Annotated in this window: 37 protein-coding genes and 2 tRNA genes; 12 read left to right on the forward strand and 27 right to left on the reverse strand. The window is 54.1% G+C overall.

Features of this window, described 5'->3' with window-relative positions; all coding sequences use genetic code 11:
* Positions 1-127 precede the first annotated feature (127 nt).
* The 3 genes from AAC019_RS08110 to AAC019_RS08120 form a co-directional block, all read right to left on the reverse strand.
* A complete protein-coding gene (locus tag AAC019_RS08110; protein ID WP_339898200.1) occupies positions 128-370 on the reverse strand; it encodes a hypothetical protein in 243 nt (80 codons plus the stop codon).
* Complete coding sequence (locus AAC019_RS08115; protein ID WP_339898202.1) at positions 364-1,002, reverse strand: sigma-70 family RNA polymerase sigma factor; 639 nt, start codon at positions 1,000-1,002, stop codon at positions 364-366. The genes AAC019_RS08110 and AAC019_RS08115 overlap by 7 nt, the downstream gene beginning before the upstream one ends.
* Before the next feature lie 102 nt (positions 1,003-1,104).
* Positions 1,105-1,743: a DoxX family protein gene (locus AAC019_RS08120; RefSeq protein ID WP_339898204.1), complete on the reverse strand. Its 639-nt coding sequence runs from the start codon at positions 1,741-1,743 to the stop codon at positions 1,105-1,107.
* A 206-nt stretch (positions 1,744-1,949) separates the two neighbouring features.
* Here AAC019_RS08120 and thrS point away from each other — a divergent pair, with 206 nt between their 5' ends.
* The 9 genes from thrS to AAC019_RS08165 all read left to right on the forward strand — a co-directional run bounded on the left by thrS (position 1,950) and on the right by AAC019_RS08165 (position 9,620).
* Positions 1,950-3,890: a threonine--tRNA ligase gene (thrS, locus tag AAC019_RS08125; protein WP_339898206.1), complete on the forward strand. Its 1,941-nt coding sequence runs from the start codon at positions 1,950-1,952 to the stop codon at positions 3,888-3,890.
* 20 nt (positions 3,891-3,910) lie between these two features.
* On the forward strand, positions 3,911-4,447 hold the full coding sequence (gene infC / locus AAC019_RS08130) for a translation initiation factor IF-3 (RefSeq protein ID WP_339898364.1): 537 nt from the start codon (positions 3,911-3,913) through the stop codon (positions 4,445-4,447).
* Between the two features lie 68 nt (positions 4,448-4,515).
* A complete protein-coding gene (rpmI, locus tag AAC019_RS08135) occupies positions 4,516-4,713 on the forward strand; it encodes a 50S ribosomal protein L35 (RefSeq protein ID WP_041523778.1) in 198 nt (65 codons plus the stop codon).
* A gap of 32 nt (positions 4,714-4,745) precedes the next feature.
* Positions 4,746-5,105 carry a 50S ribosomal protein L20 gene (gene rplT, locus AAC019_RS08140; RefSeq protein WP_041523777.1) on the forward strand — a complete coding sequence of 120 codons (360 nt, stop codon included), beginning with the start codon at positions 4,746-4,748 and terminating at the stop codon, positions 5,103-5,105.
* Positions 5,106-5,254: 149 nt separating this feature from the next.
* Complete coding sequence (gene pheS, locus AAC019_RS08145; RefSeq protein ID WP_339898207.1) at positions 5,255-6,292, forward strand: phenylalanine--tRNA ligase subunit alpha; 1,038 nt, start codon at positions 5,255-5,257, stop codon at positions 6,290-6,292.
* Between the two features lie 71 nt (positions 6,293-6,363).
* Complete coding sequence (gene pheT, locus AAC019_RS08150; protein WP_339898209.1) at positions 6,364-8,742, forward strand: phenylalanine--tRNA ligase subunit beta; 2,379 nt, start codon at positions 6,364-6,366, stop codon at positions 8,740-8,742.
* A gap of 10 nt (positions 8,743-8,752) precedes the next feature.
* Positions 8,753-9,061 (forward strand): integration host factor subunit alpha, encoded by a 309-nt coding sequence (ihfA, locus tag AAC019_RS08155; RefSeq protein WP_041523774.1) that lies wholly within the window; start codon positions 8,753-8,755, stop codon positions 9,059-9,061.
* On the forward strand, positions 9,042-9,401 hold the full coding sequence (locus AAC019_RS08160; protein ID WP_339898211.1) for a MerR family transcriptional regulator: 360 nt from the start codon (positions 9,042-9,044) through the stop codon (positions 9,399-9,401). Before ihfA ends, AAC019_RS08160 begins: the two co-directional genes overlap by 20 nt.
* Before the next feature lie 142 nt (positions 9,402-9,543).
* Positions 9,544-9,620: transfer RNA gene (locus AAC019_RS08165), tRNA-Pro, on the forward strand.
* Positions 9,621-9,670: 50 nt separating this feature from the next.
* Here the strand turns inward: AAC019_RS08165 and AAC019_RS08170 are convergent.
* The 23 genes from AAC019_RS08170 to AAC019_RS08280 all read right to left on the reverse strand — a co-directional run bounded on the left by AAC019_RS08170 (position 9,671) and on the right by AAC019_RS08280 (position 22,799).
* The gene (locus tag AAC019_RS08170) at positions 9,671-9,838 is read right to left on the reverse strand and encodes a hypothetical protein (RefSeq protein ID WP_339898213.1); all 168 of its coding nucleotides are present in this window, start codon (positions 9,836-9,838) and stop codon (positions 9,671-9,673) included.
* Between the two features lie 197 nt (positions 9,839-10,035).
* Entirely contained in the window at positions 10,036-10,248 is a 213-nt protein-coding gene (locus AAC019_RS08175; protein ID WP_339898214.1) for a hypothetical protein, read from the reverse strand.
* A gap of 1 nt (position 10,249) precedes the next feature.
* Positions 10,250-10,522 carry a hypothetical protein gene (locus AAC019_RS08180; RefSeq protein WP_339898215.1) on the reverse strand — a complete coding sequence of 91 codons (273 nt, stop codon included), beginning with the start codon at positions 10,520-10,522 and terminating at the stop codon, positions 10,250-10,252.
* 4 nt (positions 10,523-10,526) lie between these two features.
* Positions 10,527-11,750 carry a tyrosine-type recombinase/integrase gene (locus AAC019_RS08185; RefSeq protein ID WP_339898216.1) on the reverse strand — a complete coding sequence of 408 codons (1,224 nt, stop codon included), beginning with the start codon at positions 11,748-11,750 and terminating at the stop codon, positions 10,527-10,529.
* A gap of 241 nt (positions 11,751-11,991) precedes the next feature.
* Positions 11,992-12,258, reverse strand: a complete 267-nt coding sequence (locus AAC019_RS08190) for a hypothetical protein (protein ID WP_339898217.1) — start codon at positions 12,256-12,258, stop codon at positions 11,992-11,994.
* Positions 12,259-12,262: 4 nt separating this feature from the next.
* Positions 12,263-12,607: a hypothetical protein gene (locus AAC019_RS08195; protein WP_339898218.1), complete on the reverse strand. Its 345-nt coding sequence runs from the start codon at positions 12,605-12,607 to the stop codon at positions 12,263-12,265.
* Entirely contained in the window at positions 12,607-12,906 is a 300-nt protein-coding gene (locus AAC019_RS08200; protein WP_339898219.1) for a hypothetical protein, read from the reverse strand. Before AAC019_RS08200 ends, AAC019_RS08195 begins: the two co-directional genes overlap by 1 nt.
* The gene (locus tag AAC019_RS08205) at positions 12,906-13,550 is read right to left on the reverse strand and encodes a DnaJ domain-containing protein (protein ID WP_339898221.1); all 645 of its coding nucleotides are present in this window, start codon (positions 13,548-13,550) and stop codon (positions 12,906-12,908) included. Before AAC019_RS08205 ends, AAC019_RS08200 begins: the two co-directional genes overlap by 1 nt.
* Entirely contained in the window at positions 13,550-13,747 is a 198-nt protein-coding gene (locus AAC019_RS08210; protein WP_339898222.1) for a conjugal transfer protein TraR, read from the reverse strand. Before AAC019_RS08210 ends, AAC019_RS08205 begins: the two co-directional genes overlap by 1 nt.
* A complete protein-coding gene (locus AAC019_RS08215; RefSeq protein WP_339898223.1) occupies positions 13,747-14,343 on the reverse strand; it encodes a hypothetical protein in 597 nt (198 codons plus the stop codon). The genes AAC019_RS08210 and AAC019_RS08215 overlap by 1 nt, the downstream gene beginning before the upstream one ends.
* A 149-nt stretch (positions 14,344-14,492) precedes the next feature.
* On the reverse strand, positions 14,493-14,795 hold the full coding sequence (locus AAC019_RS08220; RefSeq protein WP_339898224.1) for a hypothetical protein: 303 nt from the start codon (positions 14,793-14,795) through the stop codon (positions 14,493-14,495).
* 2 nt (positions 14,796-14,797) lie between these two features.
* A complete protein-coding gene (locus AAC019_RS08225; RefSeq protein ID WP_339898225.1) occupies positions 14,798-15,739 on the reverse strand; it encodes a hypothetical protein in 942 nt (313 codons plus the stop codon).
* Between the two features lie 174 nt (positions 15,740-15,913).
* Positions 15,914-16,213, reverse strand: a complete 300-nt coding sequence (locus tag AAC019_RS08230; RefSeq protein ID WP_339898226.1) for a hypothetical protein — start codon at positions 16,211-16,213, stop codon at positions 15,914-15,916.
* On the reverse strand, positions 16,210-16,428 hold the full coding sequence (locus AAC019_RS08235) for a hypothetical protein (protein ID WP_339898227.1): 219 nt from the start codon (positions 16,426-16,428) through the stop codon (positions 16,210-16,212). Before AAC019_RS08235 ends, AAC019_RS08230 begins: the two co-directional genes overlap by 4 nt.
* Before the next feature lie 17 nt (positions 16,429-16,445).
* A tRNA-OTHER gene (locus AAC019_RS08240) sits at positions 16,446-16,523 on the reverse strand.
* A gap of 125 nt (positions 16,524-16,648) precedes the next feature.
* Positions 16,649-17,068 (reverse strand): hypothetical protein, encoded by a 420-nt coding sequence (locus AAC019_RS08245; RefSeq protein ID WP_339898229.1) that lies wholly within the window; start codon positions 17,066-17,068, stop codon positions 16,649-16,651.
* A 30-nt stretch (positions 17,069-17,098) separates the two neighbouring features.
* On the reverse strand, positions 17,099-17,392 hold the full coding sequence (locus AAC019_RS08250) for a hypothetical protein (protein WP_339898230.1): 294 nt from the start codon (positions 17,390-17,392) through the stop codon (positions 17,099-17,101).
* A 181-nt stretch (positions 17,393-17,573) separates the two neighbouring features.
* On the reverse strand, positions 17,574-18,473 hold the full coding sequence (gene rdgC / locus AAC019_RS08255) for a recombination-associated protein RdgC (RefSeq protein ID WP_339898232.1): 900 nt from the start codon (positions 18,471-18,473) through the stop codon (positions 17,574-17,576).
* 26 nt (positions 18,474-18,499) lie between these two features.
* Entirely contained in the window at positions 18,500-18,823 is a 324-nt protein-coding gene (locus AAC019_RS08260; RefSeq protein WP_339898233.1) for a hypothetical protein, read from the reverse strand.
* Between the two features lie 151 nt (positions 18,824-18,974).
* A complete protein-coding gene (locus AAC019_RS08265) occupies positions 18,975-19,583 on the reverse strand; it encodes a 3'-5' exonuclease (protein WP_339898234.1) in 609 nt (202 codons plus the stop codon).
* A gap of 26 nt (positions 19,584-19,609) precedes the next feature.
* Complete coding sequence (locus AAC019_RS08270; RefSeq protein WP_339898235.1) at positions 19,610-21,304, reverse strand: hypothetical protein; 1,695 nt, start codon at positions 21,302-21,304, stop codon at positions 19,610-19,612.
* Positions 21,301-22,203: a RecT family recombinase gene (locus AAC019_RS08275; RefSeq protein ID WP_339898236.1), complete on the reverse strand. Its 903-nt coding sequence runs from the start codon at positions 22,201-22,203 to the stop codon at positions 21,301-21,303. The genes AAC019_RS08270 and AAC019_RS08275 overlap by 4 nt, the downstream gene beginning before the upstream one ends.
* Complete coding sequence (locus tag AAC019_RS08280; RefSeq protein WP_339898237.1) at positions 22,200-22,799, reverse strand: hypothetical protein; 600 nt, start codon at positions 22,797-22,799, stop codon at positions 22,200-22,202. Before AAC019_RS08280 ends, AAC019_RS08275 begins: the two co-directional genes overlap by 4 nt.
* 212 nt (positions 22,800-23,011) lie before the next feature.
* Here AAC019_RS08280 and AAC019_RS08285 point away from each other — a divergent pair, with 212 nt between their 5' ends.
* Positions 23,012-23,296 carry a hypothetical protein gene (locus tag AAC019_RS08285; RefSeq protein ID WP_339898238.1) on the forward strand — a complete coding sequence of 95 codons (285 nt, stop codon included), beginning with the start codon at positions 23,012-23,014 and terminating at the stop codon, positions 23,294-23,296.
* A gap of 64 nt (positions 23,297-23,360) precedes the next feature.
* On the opposite strand, the gene AAC019_RS08290 is transcribed toward AAC019_RS08285, so the two are convergent.
* Entirely contained in the window at positions 23,361-23,993 is a 633-nt protein-coding gene (locus AAC019_RS08290; protein ID WP_339898240.1) for a S24 family peptidase, read from the reverse strand.
* Between the two features lie 108 nt (positions 23,994-24,101).
* Between AAC019_RS08290 and AAC019_RS08295 the strand changes: the two genes are divergently transcribed.
* Together AAC019_RS08295 and AAC019_RS08300 are read left to right on the forward strand one after the other, a co-directional pair.
* Complete coding sequence (locus AAC019_RS08295; protein WP_339898242.1) at positions 24,102-24,320, forward strand: hypothetical protein; 219 nt, start codon at positions 24,102-24,104, stop codon at positions 24,318-24,320.
* Between the two features lie 32 nt (positions 24,321-24,352).
* Positions 24,353-24,625, forward strand: coding sequence for a hypothetical protein (locus tag AAC019_RS08300; protein WP_339898243.1), 273 nt, complete (start codon positions 24,353-24,355; stop codon positions 24,623-24,625).
* Positions 24,626-24,685 lie beyond the last annotated feature (60 nt).

Genomic DNA, 24,685 nt, shown 5'->3' on the forward strand with positions numbered 1-24,685 from the left:
CGGGGCACTAGTCCCGGCCGATATAACGGCGCCAGGGCAGCGGCTGTGGTACACCTAGAGACAGCAACATAGCATCATTTGTTCTATCAGCCCAGTCGCGACGGCGCTCTTAAGCGCAATAACCGGGCTATTCTTCGGCTTTTGGATGTATAACCTGCTGCAGTATGCGCTCGCCCTGATCCCCGCGCTGGCGCTCTTGTTGCACCTGAGCGGCGAGGGTGCGGGTGGCGCGCAGGTGGCGAACAAAGCGGCGGCAGTGGCGACACAGCAACAGGTGCAGGCGCACTTGCAGGCTGGGGCGGTGGAGGGGCTCGTCCGCAAGGTCGATATGATCGCTCGCCTGTTGGGTGACGTCGCGGCAGCTTAACATTGGCCTGTCTCCTGATAGCGCTCTACTACCTGCAATAGCGTCAGACGCGCACGGTGCAGCAATACCCGGACGTTGGCGTTGCTAATGGCAAGGGTTTGCGCGATTTCTTCCAGTGGTTGTTGCTCCAGATCGCGCAGCATAAACGCCGCTTTTTGCCGCTCGGGTAAGAGGCCTAGGGTTTTCTCGATGCAGCGTTTTAACTGGGTTTCTTCCAGTAGGGCGTCGGGCGTCTCGCTGTGCCAGCGCGATGGCGGCGTGGCCCAGTGACCATTGGCTTTAAAGCAGCTGTCATCCAGGTGGGGGCGCTCGAGCTCGGTCTCGTCCAGCGTTACCGTGCGGGCTTCGCGTCGCAGGCGGGTTTTTGCCTCGTTGCTGACGATGCGCACAGCCCAGGTTTTAAAGCTTGAGCGCCCTTCAAAGTGTATTAAGTTGCGGTGGATCGATATCCAGGCCTCCTGGACGGTATCCTCCGTGTGGGCGGTGCCCACAATGGCCCGCGCGACCGTTAGCAACAAGTTGTGGTGGCGATCGATCAGCTCTATCAGTGCGGCTTCATGGCCTTGCTGGGCCAGCGCGACCAATTGTTCGTCGGCCGTCGCCGGTGTGACTAAGAGAGGGCTACTGGCGCTCAAAAGAGTGTGGCTTCCCGGGTTGAGCGCCGGTTCTGGCCGGCTTAGCCAGAACACAGGTAAGGCGCTGTTGTTTAATGTTTGCGGGTAATATAACACGGCAGCCTACGGGTGTTGCCCGGCGTTTGTGGGGCTGGTGTCAGCCCGGCGCAGCAGACGCGAGAGCCAGTAATCTGCGCTGGTGTAACGTCCGGGGCCAAGCGCCAGCAGCGCCAACAGCATGACAAGGTAGGTGGCGGCAAATTCGATGCCGTTGTTGAGTATCACAAACTTCCCGCTTGAGGTCAGCCACTCGTAATGGCCGTGCTCTTGCAAAATACTCACGGCGCGGGCCAGCTTATCGCCGGCCGCGTCGACCCGGGCATTGGCAAAGGGGGCGTTGGTGTCGGCAATGGCCTGCCAGCCGTAGTCAATATGCACAGTGAATATAGCCACAAGCATCGTCACAATCAGTGGGATGCTGATCAGTCGGGTGGCGAGCCCCAGGGTGAGCAATATGGCTCCCAGAAGCTCAGTGGCAGTCGCTAAGGCCGCCATTAAGGTTGGCAGTGGCAGGCCCAGGCCCCAGTCGTCGTTGCCAAACCAGGCGACCGTATCGGCAAAATGCATAAATTTGCTGCTGCCCGCCAGCCAAAACACCGGGGCCAGGTAAAGTCGTAGGGCGAGTCCGGCCAGTGCATCGCTGCGGCCTAAGGCGTTGATGGTTGCATGGCGGTAATGCGTAAGTCCCGTAAAGCTTGGCATAGCTAAAATCCTGTTATGGCTCCAAATGTGTGCGGCCAAGTGGCGGCGTTACGATAAAGACGCATCCGGACCGCTAATGTTACGGCGGCGGTGGCGTAATGGCTGTGGGTTTTATATACTGCGCGGCTTAATTTATGTGGGCTGATAAGTCCAGACACAGCAACAAGTGGCCTTTGGTAGGGGTCACCACTGAGAAAGGATGTAACATGCCAGTTATTACTCTTCCCGACGGTTCTACCCGAGAATTCTCTCAGCCAGTTACCCTGTTGCAGGTAGCTGAAGATATTGGCCCCGGTTTGGCCAAGGCCACCGTGTGCGGCCGTATCGATGGCGAGCTGGTAGATGCCTGTGAGCTGATCGATCACGACGCCTCAATCAGCCTGATTACCGGCCGCGATGACGAGGGCCTGGAGGTTATTCGTCACTCTTTTGCGCACTTGGTAGGCCACGCGATTAAGCAGCTGTACCCCGAGGCTAAAATGGCCATCGGCCCGGTTATCGACAACGGCTTTTACTACGATATAGAGTACGAGCGCACCCTGACGCCAGAAGATCTAAACGCCATTGAGCAGCGTATCAAAGAGCTGGTTAAAAAAGATTACGACGTCGTTAAGAAAATGACCCCGATTGCGGACGCCCGTGAGGTGTTTAACAGCCGCAACGAGAGCTACAAGGTCGAGTTGATTGACGGCTTGATCGAGGCCGGTGAAGAGGCGGTGGGCCTGTATCACCACGAAGAGTACGTGGATATGTGCCGCGGCCCCCACGTGCCCAATACCCGGGTGATGCGCCACTTTAAATTGATGCGGGTATCGGGCGCCTACTGGCGTGGCGATGCCAACAACACCCAGCTGCAGCGCATTTACGGCACCGCCTGGAACGACAAAAAAGAGCTAAAAGCTTATTTGCATCGTCTGGAAGAAGCCGAAAAGCGCGATCACCGCAAACTGGCCAAAAAGTTTGACCTGTTTCATATGCAGGAAGAAGCCCCCGGTATGGTGTTTTGGCACCCCAAGGGTTGGTCGGTGTACACCGCGATTGAGCAGTACATGCGCAAAGTTCAGCGCGATAACGGCTATCAGGAGATCAAAACCCCCCAGGTGGTGGATTTAAGCCTGTGGAAAAAGTCCGGTCACGCCGACAAGTTTGGCGACGACATGTTTATGCTGAAGTCGGAAGATCGCGAATTTGCCGTTAAGCCCATGAACTGCCCCTGCCACGTGCAGGTGTTTAATCAGGGGTTACGCAGCTACCGCGACCTGCCGCTGCGTTTGGCCGAGTTTGGCTCTTGCCACCGCAACGAGGCCTCCGGCTCGCTGCACGGTATCATGCGGGTGCGCGGCTTTACCCAGGACGACGCCCATATCTTTTGTACCGAAGCGGCGATTCAGGACGAAGTGGCGGCCTTTACCGACCTGTTGTATCAGGTATACGCCGACTTTGGCTTTAACGAGGTGATTATCCGCCTCTCGACCCGTCCCGAGCAGCGGGTAGGGACTGACGCCGACTGGGATCGCGCCGAGCAGGCACTGGCCGATGCGCTGGATGCAAAAGGGCTGGATTACAAGCTGCTGCCGGGAGAGGGCGCCTTTTACGGCCCCAAAATCGAGTTTTCGTTAAAAGATTGCCTCGATCGGGTGTGGCAGTGCGGCACCATTCAGGTGGATTTCTCGATGCCGGGTCGGCTCGATGCCCAGTACGTGGCCGAAGATGGCTCGCGTCAGGTACCGGTCATGTTGCACCGGGCAATTCTCGGTTCGTTCGAGCGTTTTATCGGTATTTTGATCGAAAACTACGAGGGGGCTTTCCCCACTTGGTTGGCGCCGGTTCAGGTGGTGGTGGCCAATATTACGGACAATCAGGCCGAATATGTGCAAAAAGTCGAAAAAACCCTAGCAAATAATGGGTTTAGGGCTGTTTCGGACTTGAGAAACGAGAAAATCGGCTTTAAAATCCGCGAGCACACAATTCAGCGGGTTCCGTATCTCTTGGTCATCGGTGACAAAGAGGTCGAATCCAACCAAGTGGCTGTCCGTACCCGTGACGGTCAAGACTTGGGCGCAATGAGTCTGGAAGCGTTCAGTGAACATCTGAGTGCCGATATCGCTAATCGTAGTCGCGTGGCGGCTTCTGACTCGCAAGATTAATCAAATAGGAGAAAGACACTATCAAACGAGATAACGCTAAAGGTAAGTCCAAGAAAGCCCGTATTAACGACCAAATTGAAGCGAGCGAAGTTCGCCTAATTGGTGCCGACGGAGAGCAAGTGGGGATTGTCCCCTTGGATGAGGCCTTAAAAATCGCCCAGGATGCCTCATTGGATCTGGTCGAGATAGCGGCTGATAGTACGCCGATAGTTTGTAAGGTTATGGACTACGGTAAGCACCTGTTTGAGATCAAGAAAACGAAAGCAGCTGCCAAAAAGAAGCAAAAGCAGCAGCAAGTGAAAGAAATGAAGTTTCGTCCAGGGACGGAGGATGGAGATTATCAGGTCAAACTACGCAACCTGATACGTTTCCTTGAAAACGGGGACAAGGCCAAGGTATCGCTTCGATACCGCGGTCGTGAAATGGCTCACCAGGAACTCGGGATGGACGTGATGCTACGCATCGAGAAAGACCTTGAGGAACTGGCAACAGTGGAACAACGGCCAAAAATGGAAGGTCGCCAGCTGATTATGGTCATGGCCCCGAAAAAGAGATAGTAGCTGGGCTTTTAGCTGCCTTAGTTACTAAATATTATTAATGTTATTGCAAATGCGGAGTTTATCTCATGGCAACAAAAGCTAAAGTACACAGTGGCGCCGCCAAGCGCTTTAAAAAGACTGCGGCCGGTTACAAGCACAAACACGCGAACAAGAGCCACATCCTTACCAAAATGACCACTAAGCGCAAGCGTCAACTGCGTGGCACCAGCATTCTTAATGCTGTTGATGCCCCAGCTGTTGATCGTATGCTTCGCGCCAAGTAATTGGTTTAATTTCGGATAATTAGGAGTTTATTATGGCCCGTGTAAAACGTGGTGTAGAGGCGCGTCGTCGTCACAAGAAAGTTTTAAAAGCAGCAAAAGGTTACTACGGTGCTCGTTCAAGAGTTTTCCGTGTTGCCAAGCAAGCCGTTATCAAAGCCGGCCAGTACGCTTACCGCGACCGTCGCGTTAACAAGCGTAACTTCCGCGCTTTGTGGATCACTCGTATCAATGCTCAGTCTCGCGCTGAAGGCATGACTTACAGCCAGCTGATTGCTGGTTTGAAGAAAGCCAACATCGCTCTGGACCGTCGTGTATTGGCTGATCTGGCGGTTTACGATAAGGCAGCTTTTGCTGCTGTAGTAGCTCAGGCTAAAACAGCTCTGGCTGCTTAATTACCGCTTGCAAGCTCGGGCTTTTAGCCTGTGCCGCTATGCGATAAAGGGGAGGGCTGTTATGGGCCTCCCCTTTTTTATCTGCGCTATTTGCTATTCGCTGTGCTCAATCACAGCGGCTTAACCCACGCTAAACACTGGAACTTGCGATGGAAAATCTCGCTGCGCTAACCGAACAGGCGCTCAAATTAGTCGATAACGCTGAAGATCTGGCGGCGCTGGACAAAGTCCGCGTCGAGTATCTTGGCAAAAAAGGCAGCATTAGTGCTCAGGCCAAAATGCTAGGCAAGCTCTCAGCCGAAGAGCGCCCCAAGGCCGGCGCTCTAATTAACGAAGCCAAGCAGCAAGTGCAAGATCGCATTAACGAGGTGAAAGCTCGGTTTGAGCGCGAGGCCATCGAGGCCAAGCTCGCCGACGAAACCATCGACGTAACGCTGCCCGGTCGCTCCGGTGGCTTAGGCGGTTTACACCCAGTGACCCGCACCCTCGATCGCATTGCCGAGATCTTTGCCCAAGTGGGCTATGAGGTGGCCGAAGGCCCCGAGATTGAAGACGATCAGCACAATTTTGAAGCCCTAAATATTCCCGCGCACCACCCGGCGCGCGCCATGCACGACACCTTTTACGTGGATGAAAAGCCGTTTGCCACCAGCGGTGGTAGTTACGTATTGCGTACCCACACCTCGCCGGTTCAGGTGCGGGTGATGGAAACCGACGAGCCGCCGATTCGCATTATCTGCCCGGGCCGGGTGTATCGCTGCGACTCAGATCTGACCCACACGCCGATGTTCCACCAGGTCGAGGGCTTGGTGGTGGATAAAAACATCAGCTTTGCCGACCTAAAAGGCACGGTCGATCAGTTTTTAAAATCCTTTTTTGAGGTGGATGCGCCGGTGCGTTTTCGCCCGTCTTACTTCCCGTTTACCGAGCCCTCGGCCGAGGTCGATATTGGCTGTACCCAATGCGGCGGCAAGGGCTGTCGCGTGTGTAAGCACACCGGCTGGATTGAGATTATGGGCTGCGGCATGGTGCACCCCAATGTATTTAAAGCCTCCGGTATTGATCCGGAAGTCTATTCCGGCTTTGCCTTTGGCATCGGTGTCGAGCGTATGGCGATGCTGCGTTATGGCGTTAATGACTTGCGCCTGTTTTTTGAAAACGACATAAAGTTTTTGCAGCAGTTTTAATAAGCCGAACGTCGCCAAATAACCGCCCGAAACAAAACAGATAGGCCCCGCAGGCCGAAAGAGATTGGACTATGAAAGTAAGTGAATCCTGGTTGCGCGAGTGGATTAACCCCGAGGTGAGTGTTGCCACTTTAGTCGAGCAGCTGACAATGGCCGGTATCGAAGTCGATGCCACCGAGCCGGTGGCCGGTGCGTTTACCGGCGTGGTAGTGGGTGAGATTGTGGCCGTAGAGCAGCACCCGGATGCCGATAAGCTGCGCGTGTGTCAGGTGGCCGGTCACCCCGATGGCGGCGAGATTCAGGTAGTGTGCGGTGCACCCAATGCGCGCGTTGGATTAAAAGCGCCGTTCGCCACAGTGGGCGCGCAACTGCCCGGCGACTTTAAAATCAAAAAAGCCAAGCTGCGTGGGGTCGAATCCTTTGGCATGCTGTGCGGCCAAACGGAATTAGAAGCCGGCGACGATGATTCTGGCCTGTGGGAACTGGCCGTGGATGCCCCGGTAGGGCAAGACTTGCGCGAGTACCTAAACCTCAACGACACCCTGATTGAGGTGGACATTACGCCCAACCGTGGCGACTGCCTCAGCGTGCGCGGCCTTGCCCGCGAGCTGGGGGTGATTAATCGCCAGGCGGTAAACCCTGTGGCCGTGCAGCCCGTGGCGGCAGCCGTAGAAGATACCGTACCGGTTACCTTGCAAGCATCACAAGCCTGTAGCCGCTATCTCGGCCGCGTTGTGCGCAATGTTAACGTCAGCGCGCCAAGCCCCTTGTGGCTGCAAGAAAAGCTGCGCCGCTCGGGCGTGCGCTCGATTGATGCCGTGGTGGATGTTACCAACTACGTGCTGCTTGAGCTGGGCCAGCCCATGCACGCCTTCGATTTAGCTAAAATCCAGGGCGGTATTATCGTGCGCGACGCGCGCGAGGGCGAAAAGCTCACTCTGCTCGATGAGCAAGAGGTTACCTTGCAGCCGGGCACCCTGGTGATTGCCGATGATGACGCCCCGTTGGCCATGGCCGGCATCATGGGCGGTTTGGCCAGCGCGGTTACCCCGGCCACTCAAAGCATCTTATTAGAAAGCGCCTTTTTTAATCCGCTGGCAATTGCCGGCCGCGCGCGCAACTATGGTTTGCATACCGACTCATCTCATCGCTTTGAGCGTGGGGTCGATTATCAACTGCAGCGTGAGGCGATTGAACGGGCTACCGGGTTATTACTCGAGATCGTCGGCGGTGAAGCCGGCCCCATTGTCGAGGAGGTTTCGGCCGAGCTGCCCCAGGCGCCTCAAGTGACGTTGCGCCAAGCGCGCATCGCCAGTGGTTTACACATTGATATGGATGCGGCGACCGTTGAAGATATCCTGACCCGTTTGGGGCTTGAGATCGCCGATCACAGCGACAGCAGCTGGCAGGTAAAAGTACCGAGCTGGCGCTTTGATATCGACATCGAGGCCGACCTGCTCGAAGAGCTGGCGCGCATCTACGGCTACAATCGTCTGCCAACTCGCGTGCCCGACTCACCCATGGCCATTAAGGCCCACACCGAGTCGCGTTTGCCCCTGGCGCAGCTGCGCCGGCACTTAATCAGCCGCGATTACCAAGAGGTGGTGACCTACAGCTTTGTCGACCCGGCCGATAACGCCAGGTTTGACCCGGAGCTTAGCCCCATCGCCCTGAAAAACCCCATCAGCGCCGATATGGCAGTGATGCGCACCACCTTGTTGCCTGGGTTGGTGGCAACCCTGCGCCATAACCTTAATCGCCAGCAAAGCCGCCTGCGCTTGTTTGAAAGTGGTCAGCGGTTTATCCCCGGTGCCGACGGCGTCGACCAACAGCCCACCCTGGCGGGCTTGGTGTATGGGCCGCTGGCGGCCGAAAACTGGAACGAGCAAGACCGCACCGTCGACTTTTTTGATATTAAAGGCGACGTGGAATCATTGCTGGCGCAAACGGGTAACGGCGTTAACTTTAGCTTTCGTGCTGGGTCGCACTCAGCGCTGCACCCAGGGCAGTGCGCCGAGGTGCTCGCCGATGGCGAATTCATTGGTTTTGTCGGGGCGATTCACCCCGCATTGCAGCAACAGCTGGATATCCCCGCCGGGGTGTTTGTGTTTGAGCTGGCACTAAAACCTTTGTTGCAAGCCCGGGTGCCAAGCTTTACACCACTGTCACGGTTCCCGGCCAATCGTCGCGACCTGGCGCTTCTGGTTGAGCGGGAGCTACCGGTCGAAAGCTTGTTAAGCGGTGTGCGTAAAACCGCCGGTGAGTACCTGTCAGACTTAAAGGTGTTTGACCTTTATGTGGGCAAAGGCATTGATCCGCATAGAAAAAGTGTCGCTTTGGGCTTGACCTTTCAGCATCCATCGCGCACTCTTACCGATGATGAAATCAATGGATTTGTCGGGCAGGTGGTCGAACATCTGCAAAACCAACATGGTGCAACCCTGAGATAGGCGACAACCTATGCCCAACGGCGCGCTGACAAAAGCGGATTTGGCAGAGAAACTTTACGAAGAGCTTGGCCTCAATAAGCGTGAGGCCAAAGAGCTGGTCGAGCTGTTTTTTGAAGAAATTCGCGGCTCACTGGAAACCAACGAGCAGGTGAAATTGTCTGGGTTTGGCAACTTTGATTTGCGCGATAAAAGTCAGCGCCCAGGACGGAACCCCAAAACCGGCGAGGAGATCCCCATCAGCGCCCGCCGGGTAGTCACCTTCAGACCAGGACAGAAGCTGAAGGCACGAGTAGAGACCTATGCTGGAACCAAGCCATAACGACGAGTTGCCGGTTATACCCGGTAAGCGTTACTTCACCATCGGTGAAGTCAGCGAGCTGTGTGCGGTAAAGCCGCACGTGTTGCGCTATTGGGAGCAGGAATTCCCACAGCTTAAGCCCGTTAAGCGCCGCGGTAACCGACGCTACTATCAGCGCACCGATGTGCTCACCATTCGCCAAATTCGCGCGCTGCTGTACGATCAGGGCTTTACCATCGGTGGCGCCCGCCAGCAAATGAGCGGCGAGACCGCGCAGCAGGATGCCAGCCAATTTAGCCAGTTGGTCAATCAGATGATCTCTGAGCTCGAGCAGCTGTTGGATGTGCTAAAAACCAAGTAAATCAATTGATTACTAAATAGCCGGGCAAAGCAACGCCCGGTTGCCTGCCTGCATCACTCGCGTCTATTCTCTGTTGCATTCTTAAAAAAATCCGGTATTATGCCCAGCTCTCGACACAAGCCTTGTGGCCTGTATCGACCGTCGGAACGTAGCGCAGCCTGGTAGCGCACTACACTGGGGGTGTAGTGGTCGTGGGTTCGAATCCCGCCGTTCCGACCATCTTAAAGTCAGTAGCCACGGGGGCTGCAGCCGAGTTCTCGGGCTACTGACTACCTTCCTGTTTTCTTATTTTTTCCTATTTTTTCCGAATCAAGGCCCAGCCGGCGCGCGCGACTAGCTTCATATTTTGCCCTTGAGGCGAGAGCCCTTTTACTCGCCATGTCCGCCATTTCGCTCGCGGCCTGAGCTTCCATCATGTAGTCATGCGCTGTTTTCATATCACTCTCCAACGTTAGTCGGCTGCCACTTGTGCGACTCCGGCAGCAACCGCGTAATCTCGTCCCAGCTATCCCTCAGTTTTCCGCAGTGGCGGCATTTGTCACCTTCAACGGTGGCGCTGCAGTACTCCATTGGGCGCTCAGCCACAATGGCATTGCGCCAGCTATGAACTCCAATCCTGCACAAAAGCCTCATATCACTCTCCAGCAGCCTCTAGCTTTGAAATTGCCGAGTTAATGTCTTTACCAACGTAACCTATGGCTACTGGGTCATCCATGAACCCGCCCCCAAAACTAACGTGAAGGCCATCGTCGTCACCCGTATAGTTGATCTCAACGCCGTACTTATCTCGCCAGGCGGCCAACTCTTGCAGGCACGCAATTTTTTCTGCATTGCTTGTTTTCTTCATATCACTCCCAACCTTCTGGCAGATCGCACTCTGTTAGGTCTTCCGGCTTCACGCCAAAAACCTTCCTGGGAAAGAATAGGGGGCTTTGGTCTTGGTGAACCTCTACTGTCATGGTTCCGGTCTCTTCGTAGGATTGAACGGTTACCAGTTGTCCGTGTCCCATTGCGTACAAACGGTCGGGCGGGTGGCTTTCGCACATAACTTGCACCACTTCTGGCCGACTTTTTACCCAATCGCCCCACACCTGATCGTCTAGTTCGGCTATCTTTGCCATGATTTTATTCCCCACCTTCTGCTAATTTCAAAAGCGACGGCGATAAATCCGTCTTCCAGTTAACGGTGCTCAGGTCGAGCCCGTCCATTGATAAGCCTGCGTTTACTGCTACCGGTGCCGGCTCCTCGTGGCCTTCGTGGTACCGCTCTTTCATTCGCTCGGTAGCGTGGCCGGCAAGCGCCATAATGTACTCGTCGCTGTATCCGGCCTTAGTGTACAGCCATATCCCTAATGCGCGCAGTGAGTGAATGCCTGGGCGCTGAATTTTGGGAAGGTGGTTATAAACTCCCACTTCATCACGAATTCGTGAGTACTCGCGGGTCAGGTAGTTGGGTGGCACGGCATATATGTGCGGCCGTGATTCACGCATTTGCTTGGTGATTCGCTTCGGCCGGTAGCGAATCAGGTAAGGGCAGTTGATGCCGCTCCAGATGCAATCGTGCGCCGCTCGATAAAGATCGTCACCCATACTGATTTGAATGTGTACGGGGTTTTCGTAGTTGCGGCTCTTCTGCTGCAGAACGTCGATGGTGCGAGCTTTGAGGTCAACGCTATCGACCATGATGCTGCACAGGTCTGATCGCCTCTGGAGCGAATACAGCGCGATTTTAATGGCCCGTTGCAGCCAGTCGGGGCAGGCGTCGTAAATGGCCTGGTGACCTTCCCATGTATGGCGGGCCCGCTTGCGCCGGGTTTGCCGCTTTTTCTCAATGTCGATCATTGGCCGGGCTGTGCGGTAGCCTTCGCTGGCCGCAAACCTAAATATCTGCTCAAGCAATACCCGGTGCTGGCGCGCGCTCTCGTTGCCAAACTTGCGCAGGAATTGAGCCACGGTAAAGGTGTCCAAGTCGCCTATACGGGCGTGTGGCCACTCTTTGCGGTACTGGTTGATCCGCATTATGCGCTGCTTTAGTGAGCCTTCGCTGTAGTTCTTTTTGGGCAGCTCTTCGTCTTCGAATATGGCCAGCACCTCAACCACTGGCGGGTTCTTGCTGGAGGGCCGTGGCGGTGCCGCCAATATGCGATCAGCCACGCCACCAGATGGCCGTAACCGCTGATTAAGAATGTGTGCCGCCTCGATGCTGGTTTGCTCGTCGCCGTGCGCTAAAGCCGCGCGGGTGCCGTCGGGCATCACGTAGTAGTAATACGCCTTCTTGCTGCGAACAATCTTCTTGATGTTCGTGCCTTCGAGGTGGGCGTTTTTCTTGTCTCGGTTACGGGGTGCCATTAAAACAACCCGCTCCACATACCTGTAATTTCATTGACCATCTTGCACATGCACTTTTTGCATAGCGCAATCTCCGTCCCGCACTCAGGGCAATCTCCGCCTCCAGTAATTATTACTGCCATCGCCTCATCGCCGCACCGATCACACGTATCTGGATCAAGCTGGTTCTCGTCGGGAAGTCGGGCAATTGGGTCACTCATGATTTTCTCCAGTCGGTTACGGGGTGTCATTATTAGCCCTTTTATACGGAAAATCTAAGCCAGCTCTCTTTTAGCACCCTAACGAATGGGTAGCCAAGAAAGGTATCATTGAGAATGGCCTGGCGGTCACAGGGGTCAATTACGTTCAATGCGTGAAACTGCTTGTGGCCAAGGTACAGAACTGCGCCGGGCACTTTCTCCCCGTTGCGCTCCTTAAACCTTACCAGTCGGATAATCTCGTTAATTTCGCGCACGGCTTCATCTTGTCCGCTGTTTGATGCGCGCATGAATACCGGTTGTTCAGTCATTGTCTTAGCCCTGTCTAATATCGCCGGACATAGTTTTAACTGATCCGCCAATCGATGGACAGGTAACGTCACCCGACATTGTGCTGACGCTACCGCTGACGGGGCCGCTTTTTACATCGCCTGACATGGTTTTTATGGAGCCGGCTTGCCCGGTTACATTAACGTTGCCCGCCTCCGTTTCGACGCGCTCTACATTGCCGTTGACGGTCACTGTTACGTCGCCAATCAGCTCGCCGCCTTGCTCTACGCCATCGACAATAACCTTGTTGCCTTTAATCGTTACATTGCGGCCCGAGAACTTGCGTCCGTCGATACATATATCTGAGCTGCCGTTACTAAAAATCTTCATTAGCCTGCCTTCCTAATATCCGGGTAAATGTTATCAGCCAGTGACTGAGCTTTGGGAGACGCCTTGGCGGGCGGCTCCTTTGGTTGTGGTTGAGGGGCGAAATTAGGCCCCTGATAATCCCACGCTGGGGTAAAGTCTTTGTGGACCCAAACAAACCAACGGCCGCCTTCATCTTGCCCGCCAGGTAATGCGCCGGACTTGATGCGGTTGACCACCGTGTTCTTGGTTAGGTCTGCGTCCCATCGTTCGGCGTAGTTGCCGGCCGATAGGCGCTTGGGCCATTGGTTTTCGGGTTTCATTAGAGCCCCCAGGGGTAGTTAAACCGCCGGCCATTTCCGTGCTGCCGGGCGGCGTGCATTGCCTCGGCAAAATAAGCGGATTGGGATGGTTGAGGCTCCCGCTCAGCGGTATCGGTGTACTCCGCGACAATAAGCTCAGCCTCTTTGATGACCTCCAGCTGGCCGGATAATGTTTCTATGTCCCGCTTTTTGTGGTTAATTTTCTGATCCAGCACCATCGCAAACAGATTATCGCCGTCGTTGCACTTTACTCGTCCTTGGTGCCGCTCCAGTTTTTTGAGGGCGTCGTTTGCTTGATTGATTGTGAGTTCTACTTGTATTTTCCCGGTGGATAAAAACGTCTTTAACGTTTCCACTAAGTCGTCATCGTCGTCCTCTTCGATCGACTGGGCAAACCGCTGCATAATCAGCGTTTCGGCCTCGGATCGGGCTGATGCTCTTTCCTCGGTTTCGCCGGTGGCGTCGTAGCGCTCACGCTTGCCGTCATCGGAAAGCACGTCATAAGCAAGCTGGATCTCGTGAAATTTCTCGGCGTCGCCGCCTTCACGATCCGGGTGTGCTTTCTGCGCAAGTGACCGGTAGGCTGTTTTGATTGCCTGCTTGGTGGCGTCTTTGGCTACGCCGAGCACGTCGTATAGGCTCATTATCGTTCCCCGGCTGATTTACATTCAACGCACAAGACAAACCCATGGTCGCGGCGAGCATCGGGCATATCGTTGCCGCACTCTTCACAAAACTCAGGGCCTCGGCCGACCGGTACGGCTGCGCGTATCGCGGCAATGCGCGCAGACTGCAGCGCGTCGTAGTTTTCCTGCTCTCGCTCTAATATTCTCTCGCTCACTATTCGCTACCTCGCTTCTTTAACCGTACCGACCACCATGGCACTGCCCAGTACCAGTCGTCCTCTAAATGCTTTGTGTCGAGCTTGTCATTGACTGTCTTCGCGCCCCACATGAACCAAAGGCCAAACACTCGGCGCTGATATATGCGCGTTCCGTACTCGTCCAGCTGCTCTGGAGTCATGTGCATTTGATACATTGGTACGGGCCAGCCAGAATCCCAAGTTATGCCGTGGCCAACGTTTCTCCAGCTGAGCCAGTACCAGCTTGTGACAAACCAGCCTAAATGGCCGTATAGCCAAGCTACCGTCGGCTCATACATTCCGCCGGGCAAATGCTCGTCGGGCGTTTCCATCCATTTGAGTGCCCGGGGTAGGGCATAGCGCTTCACGTCCGTATCGCCTTCAATGCGCTTGGCAAACAGTAGTGACGCTGGAACAATTGCTATAGGTGTTAGGCCCCACCACCATAGGCTTGTGTCGATAAGCCCTGACCAATTCAGTAGCGCGCCCGTCGTCAGGCTTAACAGGGGCAGCGTGCGCCAGATGAATTGCAGCGCCAGCAATCCGATTACTTTTTTGGTGAATACTTTACGCATTTTTTTATCCTAAACATTGAGTTAATAATTTTTCAGCCACCAAGTAATAGGCCCATAGCGGGAATACTATGCTGATCAAGGTGCTCCAAAAGCCATTAGCCAATACCACTCCGCAGATCCAGGCGGCAAACATTAGTAGTTCGCATAGGCTACGCATCGTCCCCACCTCCTGAGCGTTTGCTATCAGCTTTTCGCTTAATTGAAAATTGGAGTGTGTCGAGGTCGTAACCTCTTGCCTCAAGCTCTTCTATCAGTGAAGGGTCAAACTTAGGGCGCATGGTTTCTAGGTCAATACGCTGCCTTTTAGAGCAAAGAGCATTCATCACAAGCGCTCGATCACAGCGAGGCACGTTGTCACCGTAAAAAATGCACATATCGACATCGCCATCTATTTTGCCTTTTTGCATTTTTATTTGGCCTTCGATTACTTTCGGCCTTCTGTACCGCTTCATCCCTACCGCTCCCCCTCTGGTGGTTGGGCTAAATCCTGAGCGATCGAAGCAGACGTACTCGCTTGGCAATCGGCACACCAAACGTATATTCTTAATGGCCCTGGCGCGTCTGTCGGCTTTAAGCACTTATGGCAGGAATATCCGCTCTCCCCATCCCCCGCCGGTTGCGGGGTGGCGTCTACATCTGGGTTTTCTTTCGAGAGCCGGCACTCGGTTTGGCACATGCTGCCGTCTCCGGGGCAGGCGCCGCAGTCTAAGTGCTTCGGTTGCGGGGCGGCGGTGAGCGAATGCAATGTTTCTTGCGCTCGGTCGTAGATGTGCTCGCACTGCTCTGACCATGCCTCGCCGCTTTTAATCGCGCTCGCAAGAAAGGACATTGATTGGCTGATAAGCCTAGCGTTATGCGCTGATACAGTCTCCGGCACCGCAGCCGCTGGGGTATTGCAGGCGGCGATAGCGGCACGGGCCATATCGGCAAATGTAGATCGATAAGATACTGGGTTTTTTGTGATCGAGTGTTCGGGTTCAGCCGTTGCCCAAGCCTGTTCGATTGCGTTGGCAACCGTGCTGACGTCCATCGCAGCCGCTGGGGTGGGGTGGGTAGTAATCGCAGAGGGATCAATCCAAGCGTCCTTTTCTGGGTCGAACGAGCGCCCTTCGGGGACGTCATCACGATCCCAAAAGTATTCACCACCCCCGCTCCCGTCATCACCTTGATCAAATAGGTAGGTTTCGAATTGCCAAACACCGTTAAATCGTACTAAATAATTGAACCCCACCACCGGCCATTCTGGGTATTGATGTATTGTCACCACCTCCCCGCCAGTGCGGGCGGCTTGCCAATCCAATACAGCGCTCGCTATTTTGTCAATTACATTTTCCATAACGTCTGACGGATCGGTGACCGCCGCTATTGCGTCCATTAAGCTATTTTTATCAGTCATTGGGTTGCTCCTTGTCGTCGCGCCATCCGGCCTTTTTTCGCACTTGATTGCCAAGGACTAAAGGCCATGCAATTAGTAAAAGAAAAACGTCACCCGCTCCGCTTTTTGTATAACTAAGTCGATCCATTGTTAGAGTTAGCGAAAAGCAAAAACCAATTACCCAGATAAATAACATCACACTTCACCCCCTTCGCCCTGATCGGTGAGGGCGTTGTCTATCTCAATTTCAATTGACTCCTGATGAAGAATCGCGTCGTGCAACTCAAGGCTTGATCCGTACTTAATTCTCGCGTGGTGGGTGGCGTCCACGGCATCACGGTAGCGCTTCACCCGCCCCCGCTCTTTCTCAAGCTCGGCGCGTAGTTGGTCGCGTTTGGCTGTTAGCGACTCAACCACACCAACCCCAGCCACCTGTAAGCAAGTGAATCCAGCCTTGTGCAGCTCTTCAACGGTATCTACTCTGTACTCGCTCATTCATCCCCCTTGGCCGGTTGTGGCTCTGAGTCGTCCTGAGTTTCTTCTAGCATGTGCAAGTCAGAAGTCAGAACTTCGCACCAGATAACATCAGGGCTTTCAACTTTGGCGAATTGGTGCCAGTACCCATTGCCCGAGAAATTGTAACCAAGATACACAAGCCGTTCTGGCTGGTTTTGCCAGTTATATTTGCCGCCTTTTATAAACTCTTTCATACCCTATCTCCTGTTAATGGGTGTGGTGGCCGGACTCGAACCGGCGACCTGCTGAACTCTGGCAACCGCTCTAAGCAATTCTGAGCTACACCACACTGATAAAGCCACTTTGGAGGTTACCCTTACTGTTAGCCCGTGGCCTTTGGGCTTAACTTTTCGATAGCAAGGCGTAACCTTTAAAATGGCCTTATCAGTGCCGCCTCTATGCGAGGCGGTGGGGCTAGTCTTCGTCTGGCTGGAAATCCTCAAAGCTCGGAGTTTTTGGCCAGTTGGTGATGACGCCGCTCTGGTCGATCTTCAGAATTATGTAATCTCCATACTCACCAGGTATTAAGTTGTTGGGCACGTAGCCGTTGACGATTCTTTGGACAGAGTCGCCGCTTGCGTCATAAAGCGTGTAGCTGCCTGCGTCACAAACCTTGATGTGAAGATCGCGACTATCACCCTGTAGCCAGCCTTCAATCTGACCAGTTTCAACATCGACTACAGCGCGCCAGTTAGTTTTTGATTCATCCAGGCCTGGAAAGTCGGTCGGCATGTCATCGTCGTCACTGTCACCGATATGGCTCGGGTATACATCAATCAAAACCTTTGCAATATCGAACTCTTTTTCAATTTTGAATCGTGCTTTTATACCCATAAGTTTTCTCCCACAATGCCCCAAGGGGCGTTAATGTTGCGTTGCGTTAATGGCGTCCAGGCAGCTATCGCGCGTAAGCTCGACTATAGAGCCGACGGCGTTGTTTGCCTTTTTGCGGTCTTGCAGTTCGTCCAGCACATGATCAGGGGCTTCTTGCACGCCTTCCACTGACTGTACGGCCGCAATACAGCGGTTGCGCTCTTCGGTCATCGACGCCAGATGGGCGGCTTTAACAATGCGTCGCGCAAATGCCCGGTCATCTTCACCCTCATGGCGCTTGGCCAAGCCATTTCCGTTTTTCTTCCAGTAATCGTTGAATGACATAAACACTCCAATTTGAATTAGGTTGGCCCGCTCCTGTCGCCACTGTCGGCGGGCCGTCTACAGCAACAAGGGAACAACGGCCCCGGCTTCCGCTTTTGTCTGCTATTACCCGGCTCATTTTTTAGAGAGGTGATCCGGACAGACTTTTTGCACCGCACAAGTCGGCAGTACGGCGGTAGCTTTACGCTACCTCTTGATCGAGTAGGTCTAGTGTTATGGCGCCGCCAAGCCCTTTGCATAAAGCTTCTAGCGCTGACTCAATTTGATTGACGGACAGCATGACGGTGCCGAGAGTGAGAAACTTCAAGTCTTCGGCTTGTTCATTAACTTCGTCGATTTTGTTGTCGTCGAATTTCAGCCCTTTTAGCTTTAGCTGTTGGTTTACCGTGAAGGTAAGGGCGTCATGCTTTAGGCGAAGCTCGGTCACCATCAGGCCGTTGTCGATGTGCGTGCTGACTTGCTCGTCTAGGCTGTCGTCATTGCGGCAGGTGTGCATCGCGTCGGTACCTGGGTGCTGTAGCTTGCAATAGTTGCCAAGCTCAAACGCTTCCGGCAAGCCATCCTTAAGCCACTTGGTTGCCGCTGACGACGGGCTAGACTTTGTTGATACCGGCACAGCCTTCAAGCTGCCAAGGGCGTCACGCAATAAGCTGCAAAGCTCTTCTGCGCGGTTTTCGCTCGCTTCGTCCACGATTAGCAGGTGTTTTGTCTTGTCGAGCACGGCGACGGTGTTGCGGCGCTTGGTGAACGCCTGCGGCAATAGGGTAAAGAACACTTCATCTTTGATTGTGTCGCGCTCTTTTTTGCCTACTGGGCGGCCTTCCTGGGCGCGAATGTCTTCGACCTTCTCGTCAACGTATTGCTTAATGACCGAGGGCGGCAAAATCTTTTCCTCGACCGTCATGCAAAACACGACAAAGCGGTCGATCTCGGTCGCGAGCTTGTCCAGGCCGTGAGCGATAGAGAAACCGTGCCGGCAGGCGTCCATCTTCCCGCATGGCTCAAACTCTTTGCTTTGCAAGACTTCCTCGGTAATAACCGGGAGGCTCGAAAGCGTGTAAACGTGCGCGTTTTTAAACATTGTTATTACCTCTAGCGTTGGCGGCGCTAAGCCACTATTCGTAATTCTCTGGTTTTAATGTCGGTATAAACGACCATGCTGAGACCGGCTTGATCTTCTATGTCGGCAGGCAGGCGGCCGCACCAATTGAGAAGAGCTTGCAGGTCTTTGGCTATCGCTTTCGCGTAAGCACGTTGACTAAGGTCAACCCCTACGCCGCCCATGCCGCCACACTCTTCACAGTCGTGCTCGTGGCCCATGTCGCACTCCACGATCCCTTCGCCTTGGCATATGTCACAACCCTCTAGCTCTTCGTCTTCGTGGGCTATCTCAACCTGCTTCTTCCAGTCTTCATAGCTGATTACTTTCACGTTAAAGACTCCAAAATAAGGGGCCTAAAAAGGCCGGTTAATAACACTCAACAAAGCTCTGGTGCCTATCCCAGTCAGGTCGCGGTCCCGAGTAGGGCATAGCGGTTGTCCAAAGCCTTGGTGAGTGCCCCCTGTTGCCAAGGGGCTGGGTTTAACTTGCAGCTTGGTTAAGCGTTTCCTCTTGCTTCTGGCTCTGAATGGCCCAGTACACCTCCAGGCAAGCGTTAACATCGGCTATGGCTGTGTGTGCGTTCTCGAGCTCTTTACCGGTGAAGTACTCGTATGCCTCGGATAGCTTTGGCATCTTGTAGCCGTATCGCCCTTTGGGAAGCAGCTGCATGATCGGCTTGGCCAAGATTCCGGTGCACTCGTAAGGCGCCTCTTTAAATTCGTCGGCGATGCGGTCACCGAAGTAACGCTTTAAGCCAATACGAATAATGCGGCGGTCGAACGTAGCGTTGTGGGCAATATGCAAATTGTCCCGACTAAGGGCCATAAACATTTCCAATGCCATTTTTTCTGGCACGCCAACGTCACCAGCGTACTCGGTGGTAATGCCGTGAATGTCTGTAACGTCTTGGGGAATAGCCCAGCCCTCGGGCTTAATAATAACGTCGAGCGTTTGAATTACTTTTTGCGTGTCGCGGTCTACCTGGTGTGCGGCCAACTGAACAATGTGAGGCTGCTTTTCCGATCCTGAAGGTTCTTTCCATTCGGGCAGGCCGGTAGTTTCTGTGTCAAATACTGATGCTAAATCCATGATGATCCCCTGATTAAATTGCCGACTTAAATGCCGGCGGCTTGTTTAAGGCTGTGAATGTCCATTGCCTCGATCCAGCTAATCGCTTTGTTGCGCGATACGCTGTAATGCTCGGCAATGAGGTGGATGATTTCGGTATCGCTTGGGCTGTAGGCCGCTGCGTTTTGCATTAGAGGCGCCTGATCTATTTCGCGCTGGCGCAGCTCTTCTTGCGGTACAGCGGCCGCCCCTTGCGTCGTGGTCATGCCGGCATTAGCCTCGGGCGCATGGCGAACGGTGGCGCTTTGCTCGGCGCACTCTAGGGCTATGCGGTTGGCTTCGTCGCGCTTTGCTTGCTGCTCTTCGCGTTGTTTCTCAGCCGCTTCACGCTCTGCCTTCAAGCGTTCTTCTTCGCGGATTTTCTCGCGCTGCGCTTCGGCCTTTTTCTCTTCCTCAGCTTTGTGGTCGGCAATGCGCTGCTTGGCGATTGCGGCCAGGGCCTCGGAATCTTTCAGGCAAAGGCTTTGCTTGTCGGCAAACAGGAAGTCGTAGCCTTCGGCCACCTCGGCCAGCAGGTTTAAGTTGGCTTCAATGGTGTTGGCGAATCGATTTGCCTCTACCTTAGCGCGCATTACTTCGTCATTTGCTGCGCCGCGCAGAGTGTCGATGGTGCGCTTACCTTTCATGGCCCCGGCAACGTCACACGCAATTTCAGGCAGTCGGCAGGGTGATAGCTTGGCGTTGACTTCGTTCACATAGCTGGCCCAGGCGTTTCGGGCAGTCGCCGCTATTTCGGTGCGGATTTCCTTTTTGCGGCTCTCTACCTGACGATTTAGGTTTAATCGCTTCTGGCGGGTTGCTTCTTTCAGATCGTCGATAGTGCGCATCAGCTGGTCAATATCGACGGTTTGCGACAATGCCTGCTCTTTGGTTAGCTCTAGCTTTTTCTCTACGCCCTCGCACCACTTGACGGTGGTGGCGGCATCGGCAAAGTCCTGGTCGGTGTTCAGGTCTGTGCTTATTGCTTCCAGCACGGCCATAGCGTGCTCTTTGTAGGCGGGCAGGTTGGTGGTCTTCACGCCACCAGTAATTTCTACGATAAGTGCCGGCAAGTTCTCAGGCGTTTTACCTTCCAGCTGTACTGAGGACTCTACTGGCTGGTAGTTTTCTAAATCCTGAATAAAGATTTTCCAGCCTTCGATTAGCTGCTCGCGGCGCTCTGGTCGCGAGTAGTAGGTTAGTTCGGCATAGTTCTTTTTGGTGCCGTCAGATACGGCAAAAGTACAGCTGCCGTTACTGTTTACCAGCAATTGGTGCTCAAGCTGCCAGTAGTGTTTGCCTTCCAGCTCGCCACCTGAAACAACAAGCTCATACAAGGCTTGGGCGAACTGTTTATGCTCCCAGTGGTTGTCCTCAAACATGGTCAAGCCGTCGTATGACGCCAGCAGTTTAAGGCCTTCCACCTCTTCGGTTGCGGTTACCGGGTAAAGCGCTTCACCCTGGCGCGACTCGGCAATAGGGCGTGCTTTAGCCTCGGTTTCGTGACCTTTGGCAAACACGAACTTCTCTACCCACTCGTCATGCACCTGCTCGTCGCCGGTCGCTTTCAGGCGCAACAGCTCGTCGCGGGATACATTAGGGGAGGCGCCCATGATGATAGGGGCCTCAGACGCCACGCAGTACGTACCGCGAATCGCCTTCCACTCGGGGCTACCCTGTATCAAATTCTCTAACGTTTTCACTGTTGTCCCTCCTGGGCCGCTGCGGCCGCGTTTAACTCTATGTTTTTAAGCTCGTCAAACTGGGCATCGGTCATCTGGGACATAGTCGACACTTTGTTTTTGATGAACTCGGCATTGGCCTTGCCGGCAAAAATTGCCTTCTCCCATGAGGGCAAGTTTTTCTGAAACTCTGCCTCGGAATAAACGGGCAATTGCTCGGGCTCGGTTGGTCGAGGCGTAACATCTTTAAGTTCAGAGCGGTCAAAACTCTCCATTTCATCGGGCGTATAGACGCCCAAAATAACGTCAGGCGTATGGAGGCGGGACCACTTTTTAATACCCAAGTAAGCAAGCTGTAGGCGTGGATCATCGGCCCATAACGTGCTATTTCGAGTTCGCGCCTGAGCAAGTAGAACCTCAAGCACACGGGGTTTTTCCTCCCCTTTAAGGGTTCCTATGATGCGTACGCCCAAACCTTCCTCGTCGGCGAGCTTCCAGCCAGGTATGCGGTACTCACCGTTCGATCCATTTTTAATTTCAAACTTTCCGGTAACTTTTGACCAATCGCCAAACCATTCGTAATCAAGGCGACCTTTAATTGGTGCGTTTGATGTGATTACGGCGTTTACCAGCTGGGCCTCATAACCCAAAACACCTTTTACTGTGTGAGTTTTTTGAGCAACGGCGTAAGGATTCATCTTCCATTGCATTGACTGCATGATTACGGCGAGGCAGTCAGATGCGTTCCCTTGCAGATGGTCTGGAATGGTTGCTACACCTCGGGCCATTATGTCGGCTAGGCGCATCATCTTATCCAGAGCATTAGGGTCAAGAATTAACGATGAAGTGCTGGTTTGCCTCTCGGGAAGAGTCTGAATACCACTCTCTTCCCAGCTAGATAGTTCGGTTGATGCGTTCATGCTGCCACCTCTTGCTTGTGTGCGGATTCGGTTAAACGCTCGATAAGCGCCAGTGCGTTTTGTTGGGCTTCGGCCTGGGTTTTACCGCGGCCGGTAACCAGCTGTTTTTTGCCCGCTATGTCGGCGCGAATGTTGTAAATTTCCGTGGGTATCTCGCGCTTTATCATCGAATCGATGTGAGCGCTCAAAGGAACTTCATAGCCGGCCTTCTCGGCCTGGCTCATGTTTGGGTAGGTGGTTGCCACCAAGCCAAGCTCTTTGATTGAGAAGCTGAATGTTTCGGTGACAATGCGGGCGGCGGCGCGCCAGATGACGTTATCGACGAGGGTTGTATCGCCAATCTCTCGCCATTCGCGCATTGCTTTACGCAAACGACCATCCTCTAAACACTCACCAAGAATGTCGCCGTGACGCGCAATGCGCAGGCCTACTTGAGTCTCTTTCCGCTGAAAGAGAAGGCGGGCGGTGCAAACCTCAACAAGCTCGACCTGAGCGGTAACGTTGGCCTCGTCGCGGCCCAGCCATTCGGCGCGCTTATCGGCGTGGAATTGCTGGGCCTCGTACTCATTAAGGCGGGCTGTGTTTTCGTCCAACATTTGGCTTCCCCTTTTGCAGAAAAAGCAGGCTGGTGGGCCTGCTGTTGTTTGCTTTGATGGGGGTCAATGTACCTCTAGGGTAGGATTAGTGTCAACACCTTTAGGGTACATTTATTAAATCTTTTTGGTACAATTGGTGGGCACTCGGCAATTAACCGTCCGCGTAGGGCGGCAAAATGTCTTCTGTGTTTAACCAACAAAGGATGATTCTTATGAAGAAACGATTATTTCCACTAGCCATGCTAGCGGGTTTGGCGGGCGCGTCAGGCAGTGCAATTGTGTATTACATTGGGACTGCCTGCTCGTTATTGTTTGATTTGCTGCGACCCTGTGAGGCCGATCAATTTGAGGCTGAGCTGGTGCAGGCGCGTCAGGCTAAGGTTACGTCAATGCTGCCGGCCCGGGCAGGTGCGACGCCGGGCACGTCTCAGGCTCGGGAATTCGTAACGATGCTGCGAGGGATTGGCTCGGGTAGTAGAGAGGGCTGCTTAGCCTAAACACGATTAAGCATTGAAAGATAAGAAAATGGCCCGTTCAGCGGGCCATTTTTTATTGGGGATTCTATCGGCGTCGGCGCATCCAGCTACCAGTGACCACGCCACATATCTGGGTATCGGCGGGTATTTCGATCTTGCGATTGGGGTGGTCGGGGTTTACAGCTAGCAGATAAGTGCCGTCGGGCGTGATCTGCAGCCGCTTAAAGGTGTGCTTCCCGTCTGGCTCTCGGGCCACTACGTCGTCGTTATGTATGGGCTCAATAGCCGGATCGACAAGTATGTATTCACCCTCCCGATAGTCCGGCCACATTGAGTCGCCCACCACAGCCAGGCAGAACGATTGCTTGCTGAACGGGAAAGGGCAGTCTAGCCACTCTTCGGCGTCACCCGGCGCGTAGTTGTCGGGCGAGTCGCACCAGCTTCCGGCGGCTACCCATGCGATTAGGGGGACTTGCTTAGTCCTGATTGGCTCTCCGGCATTTGGGGTCTGGTCCACATCCATCCAGCCATAGGGCTTCTCAAAAGCCACCTCTATTTCGCGAGCAATCTTACTGCCAATACCTTTTCTTGGGTTCGATCCAGCAAAGGCGCTGGCCTGCGTGGCAACCTTCCCGATTTTCTCACTGAACGCCTGCAGGCTCCCCGCCTGATCGACCAGGAGGCGTGCGTTCTTGTATCTGATCTCTTTCATGTCCATAGCGCAATTATTCAGTGCTGTACCCTAAAGGTAAAGTATAAAAAAGGTTGACTTTATAAGTACCCCGTTGGTACATTTACCGCAACTTAGTCAATATCAGGAGCAGCCATGAAACTCAGGGACTACATCGAATCTCTGACGACCGACGAGCGGGAGGCGTATGCGCGCAAGTGCGGCACCACTCCCGACTACATGCGAATCCATATTTTGACGGCCCGTAAAGAGCCTCGAAAGCCTCTGCGCGAAGCATTAGCCCGCGAGAGTGATGGCAACGTCTCGCTGCTTGAAGTGCTCCAGCACTTTGGGATGGCGAGCGAGGCCGCCTAGTAAGTCTGCGTAAAAACCAAAGGGGAACCACTATGTACCACGATCCACGAGACGTGCGGTATATCCGCAAAGCTACTTATCTGTCTGAAAACGAGCGCGAGGCGATAGAAAAGGCCTCGGCCGAAACCGGTCGCCAGCCCGCCGCGTTTATGCGTGACGCTGCTATGGCTGTATCGCGCTACGTGCTCGGCCAGTCCGGCGCAAAGCAAAAGCCCGACCTTATTCAAGCTGTTCAAACTCGCCTCCAGGGTAGTCGTCCGACTGCTGCAAATGACGAGATCAGTCTGTTCTCCCTCGCGATATAAAGCGAGGCTCCTAGATTTGGCCCTCAGTTGAGGGCCCTTTTTTGATTGTTGAGGGGCCTG

The organism is uncultured Gilvimarinus sp. (genome assembly GCF_963975215.1).
GTDB lineage: Bacteria > Pseudomonadota > Gammaproteobacteria > Pseudomonadales > Cellvibrionaceae > Gilvimarinus.

What these genes read in the sequence shown, in the direction of transcription:
- AAC019_RS08110 (WP_339898200.1), bottom strand. Translation starts at nt 370, where the DNA reads ATGTTAAGCTGCCGCGACGTCACCCAACAGGCGAGCGATCATATCGAC.
- AAC019_RS08120 (WP_339898204.1), bottom strand. Translation starts at nt 1,743, where the DNA reads ATGCCAAGCTTTACGGGACTTACGCATTACCGCCATGCAACCATCAAC.
- thrS (WP_339898206.1), top strand. Translation starts at nt 1,950, where the DNA reads ATGCCAGTTATTACTCTTCCCGACGGTTCTACCCGAGAATTCTCTCAG.
- rpmI (WP_041523778.1), top strand. Translation starts at nt 4,516, where the DNA reads ATGGCAACAAAAGCTAAAGTACACAGTGGCGCCGCCAAGCGCTTTAAA.
- rplT (WP_041523777.1), top strand. Translation starts at nt 4,746, where the DNA reads ATGGCCCGTGTAAAACGTGGTGTAGAGGCGCGTCGTCGTCACAAGAAA.
- pheS (WP_339898207.1), top strand. Translation starts at nt 5,255, where the DNA reads ATGGAAAATCTCGCTGCGCTAACCGAACAGGCGCTCAAATTAGTCGAT.
- pheT (WP_339898209.1), top strand. Translation starts at nt 6,364, where the DNA reads ATGAAAGTAAGTGAATCCTGGTTGCGCGAGTGGATTAACCCCGAGGTG.
- ihfA (WP_041523774.1), top strand. Translation starts at nt 8,753, where the DNA reads ATGCCCAACGGCGCGCTGACAAAAGCGGATTTGGCAGAGAAACTTTAC.
- AAC019_RS08160 (WP_339898211.1), top strand. Translation starts at nt 9,042, where the DNA reads ATGCTGGAACCAAGCCATAACGACGAGTTGCCGGTTATACCCGGTAAG.
- AAC019_RS08170 (WP_339898213.1), bottom strand. Translation starts at nt 9,838, where the DNA reads ATGAAAACAGCGCATGACTACATGATGGAAGCTCAGGCCGCGAGCGAA.
- AAC019_RS08175 (WP_339898214.1), bottom strand. Translation starts at nt 10,248, where the DNA reads ATGAAGAAAACAAGCAATGCAGAAAAAATTGCGTGCCTGCAAGAGTTG.
- AAC019_RS08180 (WP_339898215.1), bottom strand. Translation starts at nt 10,522, where the DNA reads ATGGCAAAGATAGCCGAACTAGACGATCAGGTGTGGGGCGATTGGGTA.
- AAC019_RS08185 (WP_339898216.1), bottom strand. Translation starts at nt 11,750, where the DNA reads ATGGCACCCCGTAACCGAGACAAGAAAAACGCCCACCTCGAAGGCACG.
- AAC019_RS08190 (WP_339898217.1), bottom strand. Translation starts at nt 12,258, where the DNA reads ATGACTGAACAACCGGTATTCATGCGCGCATCAAACAGCGGACAAGAT.
- AAC019_RS08195 (WP_339898218.1), bottom strand. Translation starts at nt 12,607, where the DNA reads ATGAAGATTTTTAGTAACGGCAGCTCAGATATATGTATCGACGGACGC.
- AAC019_RS08200 (WP_339898219.1), bottom strand. Translation starts at nt 12,906, where the DNA reads ATGAAACCCGAAAACCAATGGCCCAAGCGCCTATCGGCCGGCAACTAC.
- AAC019_RS08205 (WP_339898221.1), bottom strand. Translation starts at nt 13,550, where the DNA reads ATGAGCCTATACGACGTGCTCGGCGTAGCCAAAGACGCCACCAAGCAG.
- AAC019_RS08215 (WP_339898223.1), bottom strand. Translation starts at nt 14,343, where the DNA reads ATGCGTAAAGTATTCACCAAAAAAGTAATCGGATTGCTGGCGCTGCAA.
- AAC019_RS08220 (WP_339898224.1), bottom strand. Translation starts at nt 14,795, where the DNA reads ATGAAGCGGTACAGAAGGCCGAAAGTAATCGAAGGCCAAATAAAAATG.
- AAC019_RS08225 (WP_339898225.1), bottom strand. Translation starts at nt 15,739, where the DNA reads ATGACTGATAAAAATAGCTTAATGGACGCAATAGCGGCGGTCACCGAT.
- AAC019_RS08230 (WP_339898226.1), bottom strand. Translation starts at nt 16,213, where the DNA reads ATGAGCGAGTACAGAGTAGATACCGTTGAAGAGCTGCACAAGGCTGGA.
- AAC019_RS08235 (WP_339898227.1), bottom strand. Translation starts at nt 16,428, where the DNA reads ATGAAAGAGTTTATAAAAGGCGGCAAATATAACTGGCAAAACCAGCCA.
- AAC019_RS08245 (WP_339898229.1), bottom strand. Translation starts at nt 17,068, where the DNA reads ATGGGTATAAAAGCACGATTCAAAATTGAAAAAGAGTTCGATATTGCA.
- AAC019_RS08250 (WP_339898230.1), bottom strand. Translation starts at nt 17,392, where the DNA reads ATGTCATTCAACGATTACTGGAAGAAAAACGGAAATGGCTTGGCCAAG.
- rdgC (WP_339898232.1), bottom strand. Translation starts at nt 18,473, where the DNA reads ATGTTTAAAAACGCGCACGTTTACACGCTTTCGAGCCTCCCGGTTATT.
- AAC019_RS08265 (WP_339898234.1), bottom strand. Translation starts at nt 19,583, where the DNA reads ATGGATTTAGCATCAGTATTTGACACAGAAACTACCGGCCTGCCCGAA.
- AAC019_RS08275 (WP_339898236.1), bottom strand. Translation starts at nt 22,203, where the DNA reads ATGAACGCATCAACCGAACTATCTAGCTGGGAAGAGAGTGGTATTCAG.
- AAC019_RS08280 (WP_339898237.1), bottom strand. Translation starts at nt 22,799, where the DNA reads ATGTTGGACGAAAACACAGCCCGCCTTAATGAGTACGAGGCCCAGCAA.
- AAC019_RS08285 (WP_339898238.1), top strand. Translation starts at nt 23,012, where the DNA reads ATGAAGAAACGATTATTTCCACTAGCCATGCTAGCGGGTTTGGCGGGC.
- AAC019_RS08290 (WP_339898240.1), bottom strand. Translation starts at nt 23,993, where the DNA reads ATGGACATGAAAGAGATCAGATACAAGAACGCACGCCTCCTGGTCGAT.
- AAC019_RS08295 (WP_339898242.1), top strand. Translation starts at nt 24,102, where the DNA reads ATGAAACTCAGGGACTACATCGAATCTCTGACGACCGACGAGCGGGAG.
- AAC019_RS08300 (WP_339898243.1), top strand. Translation starts at nt 24,353, where the DNA reads ATGTACCACGATCCACGAGACGTGCGGTATATCCGCAAAGCTACTTAT.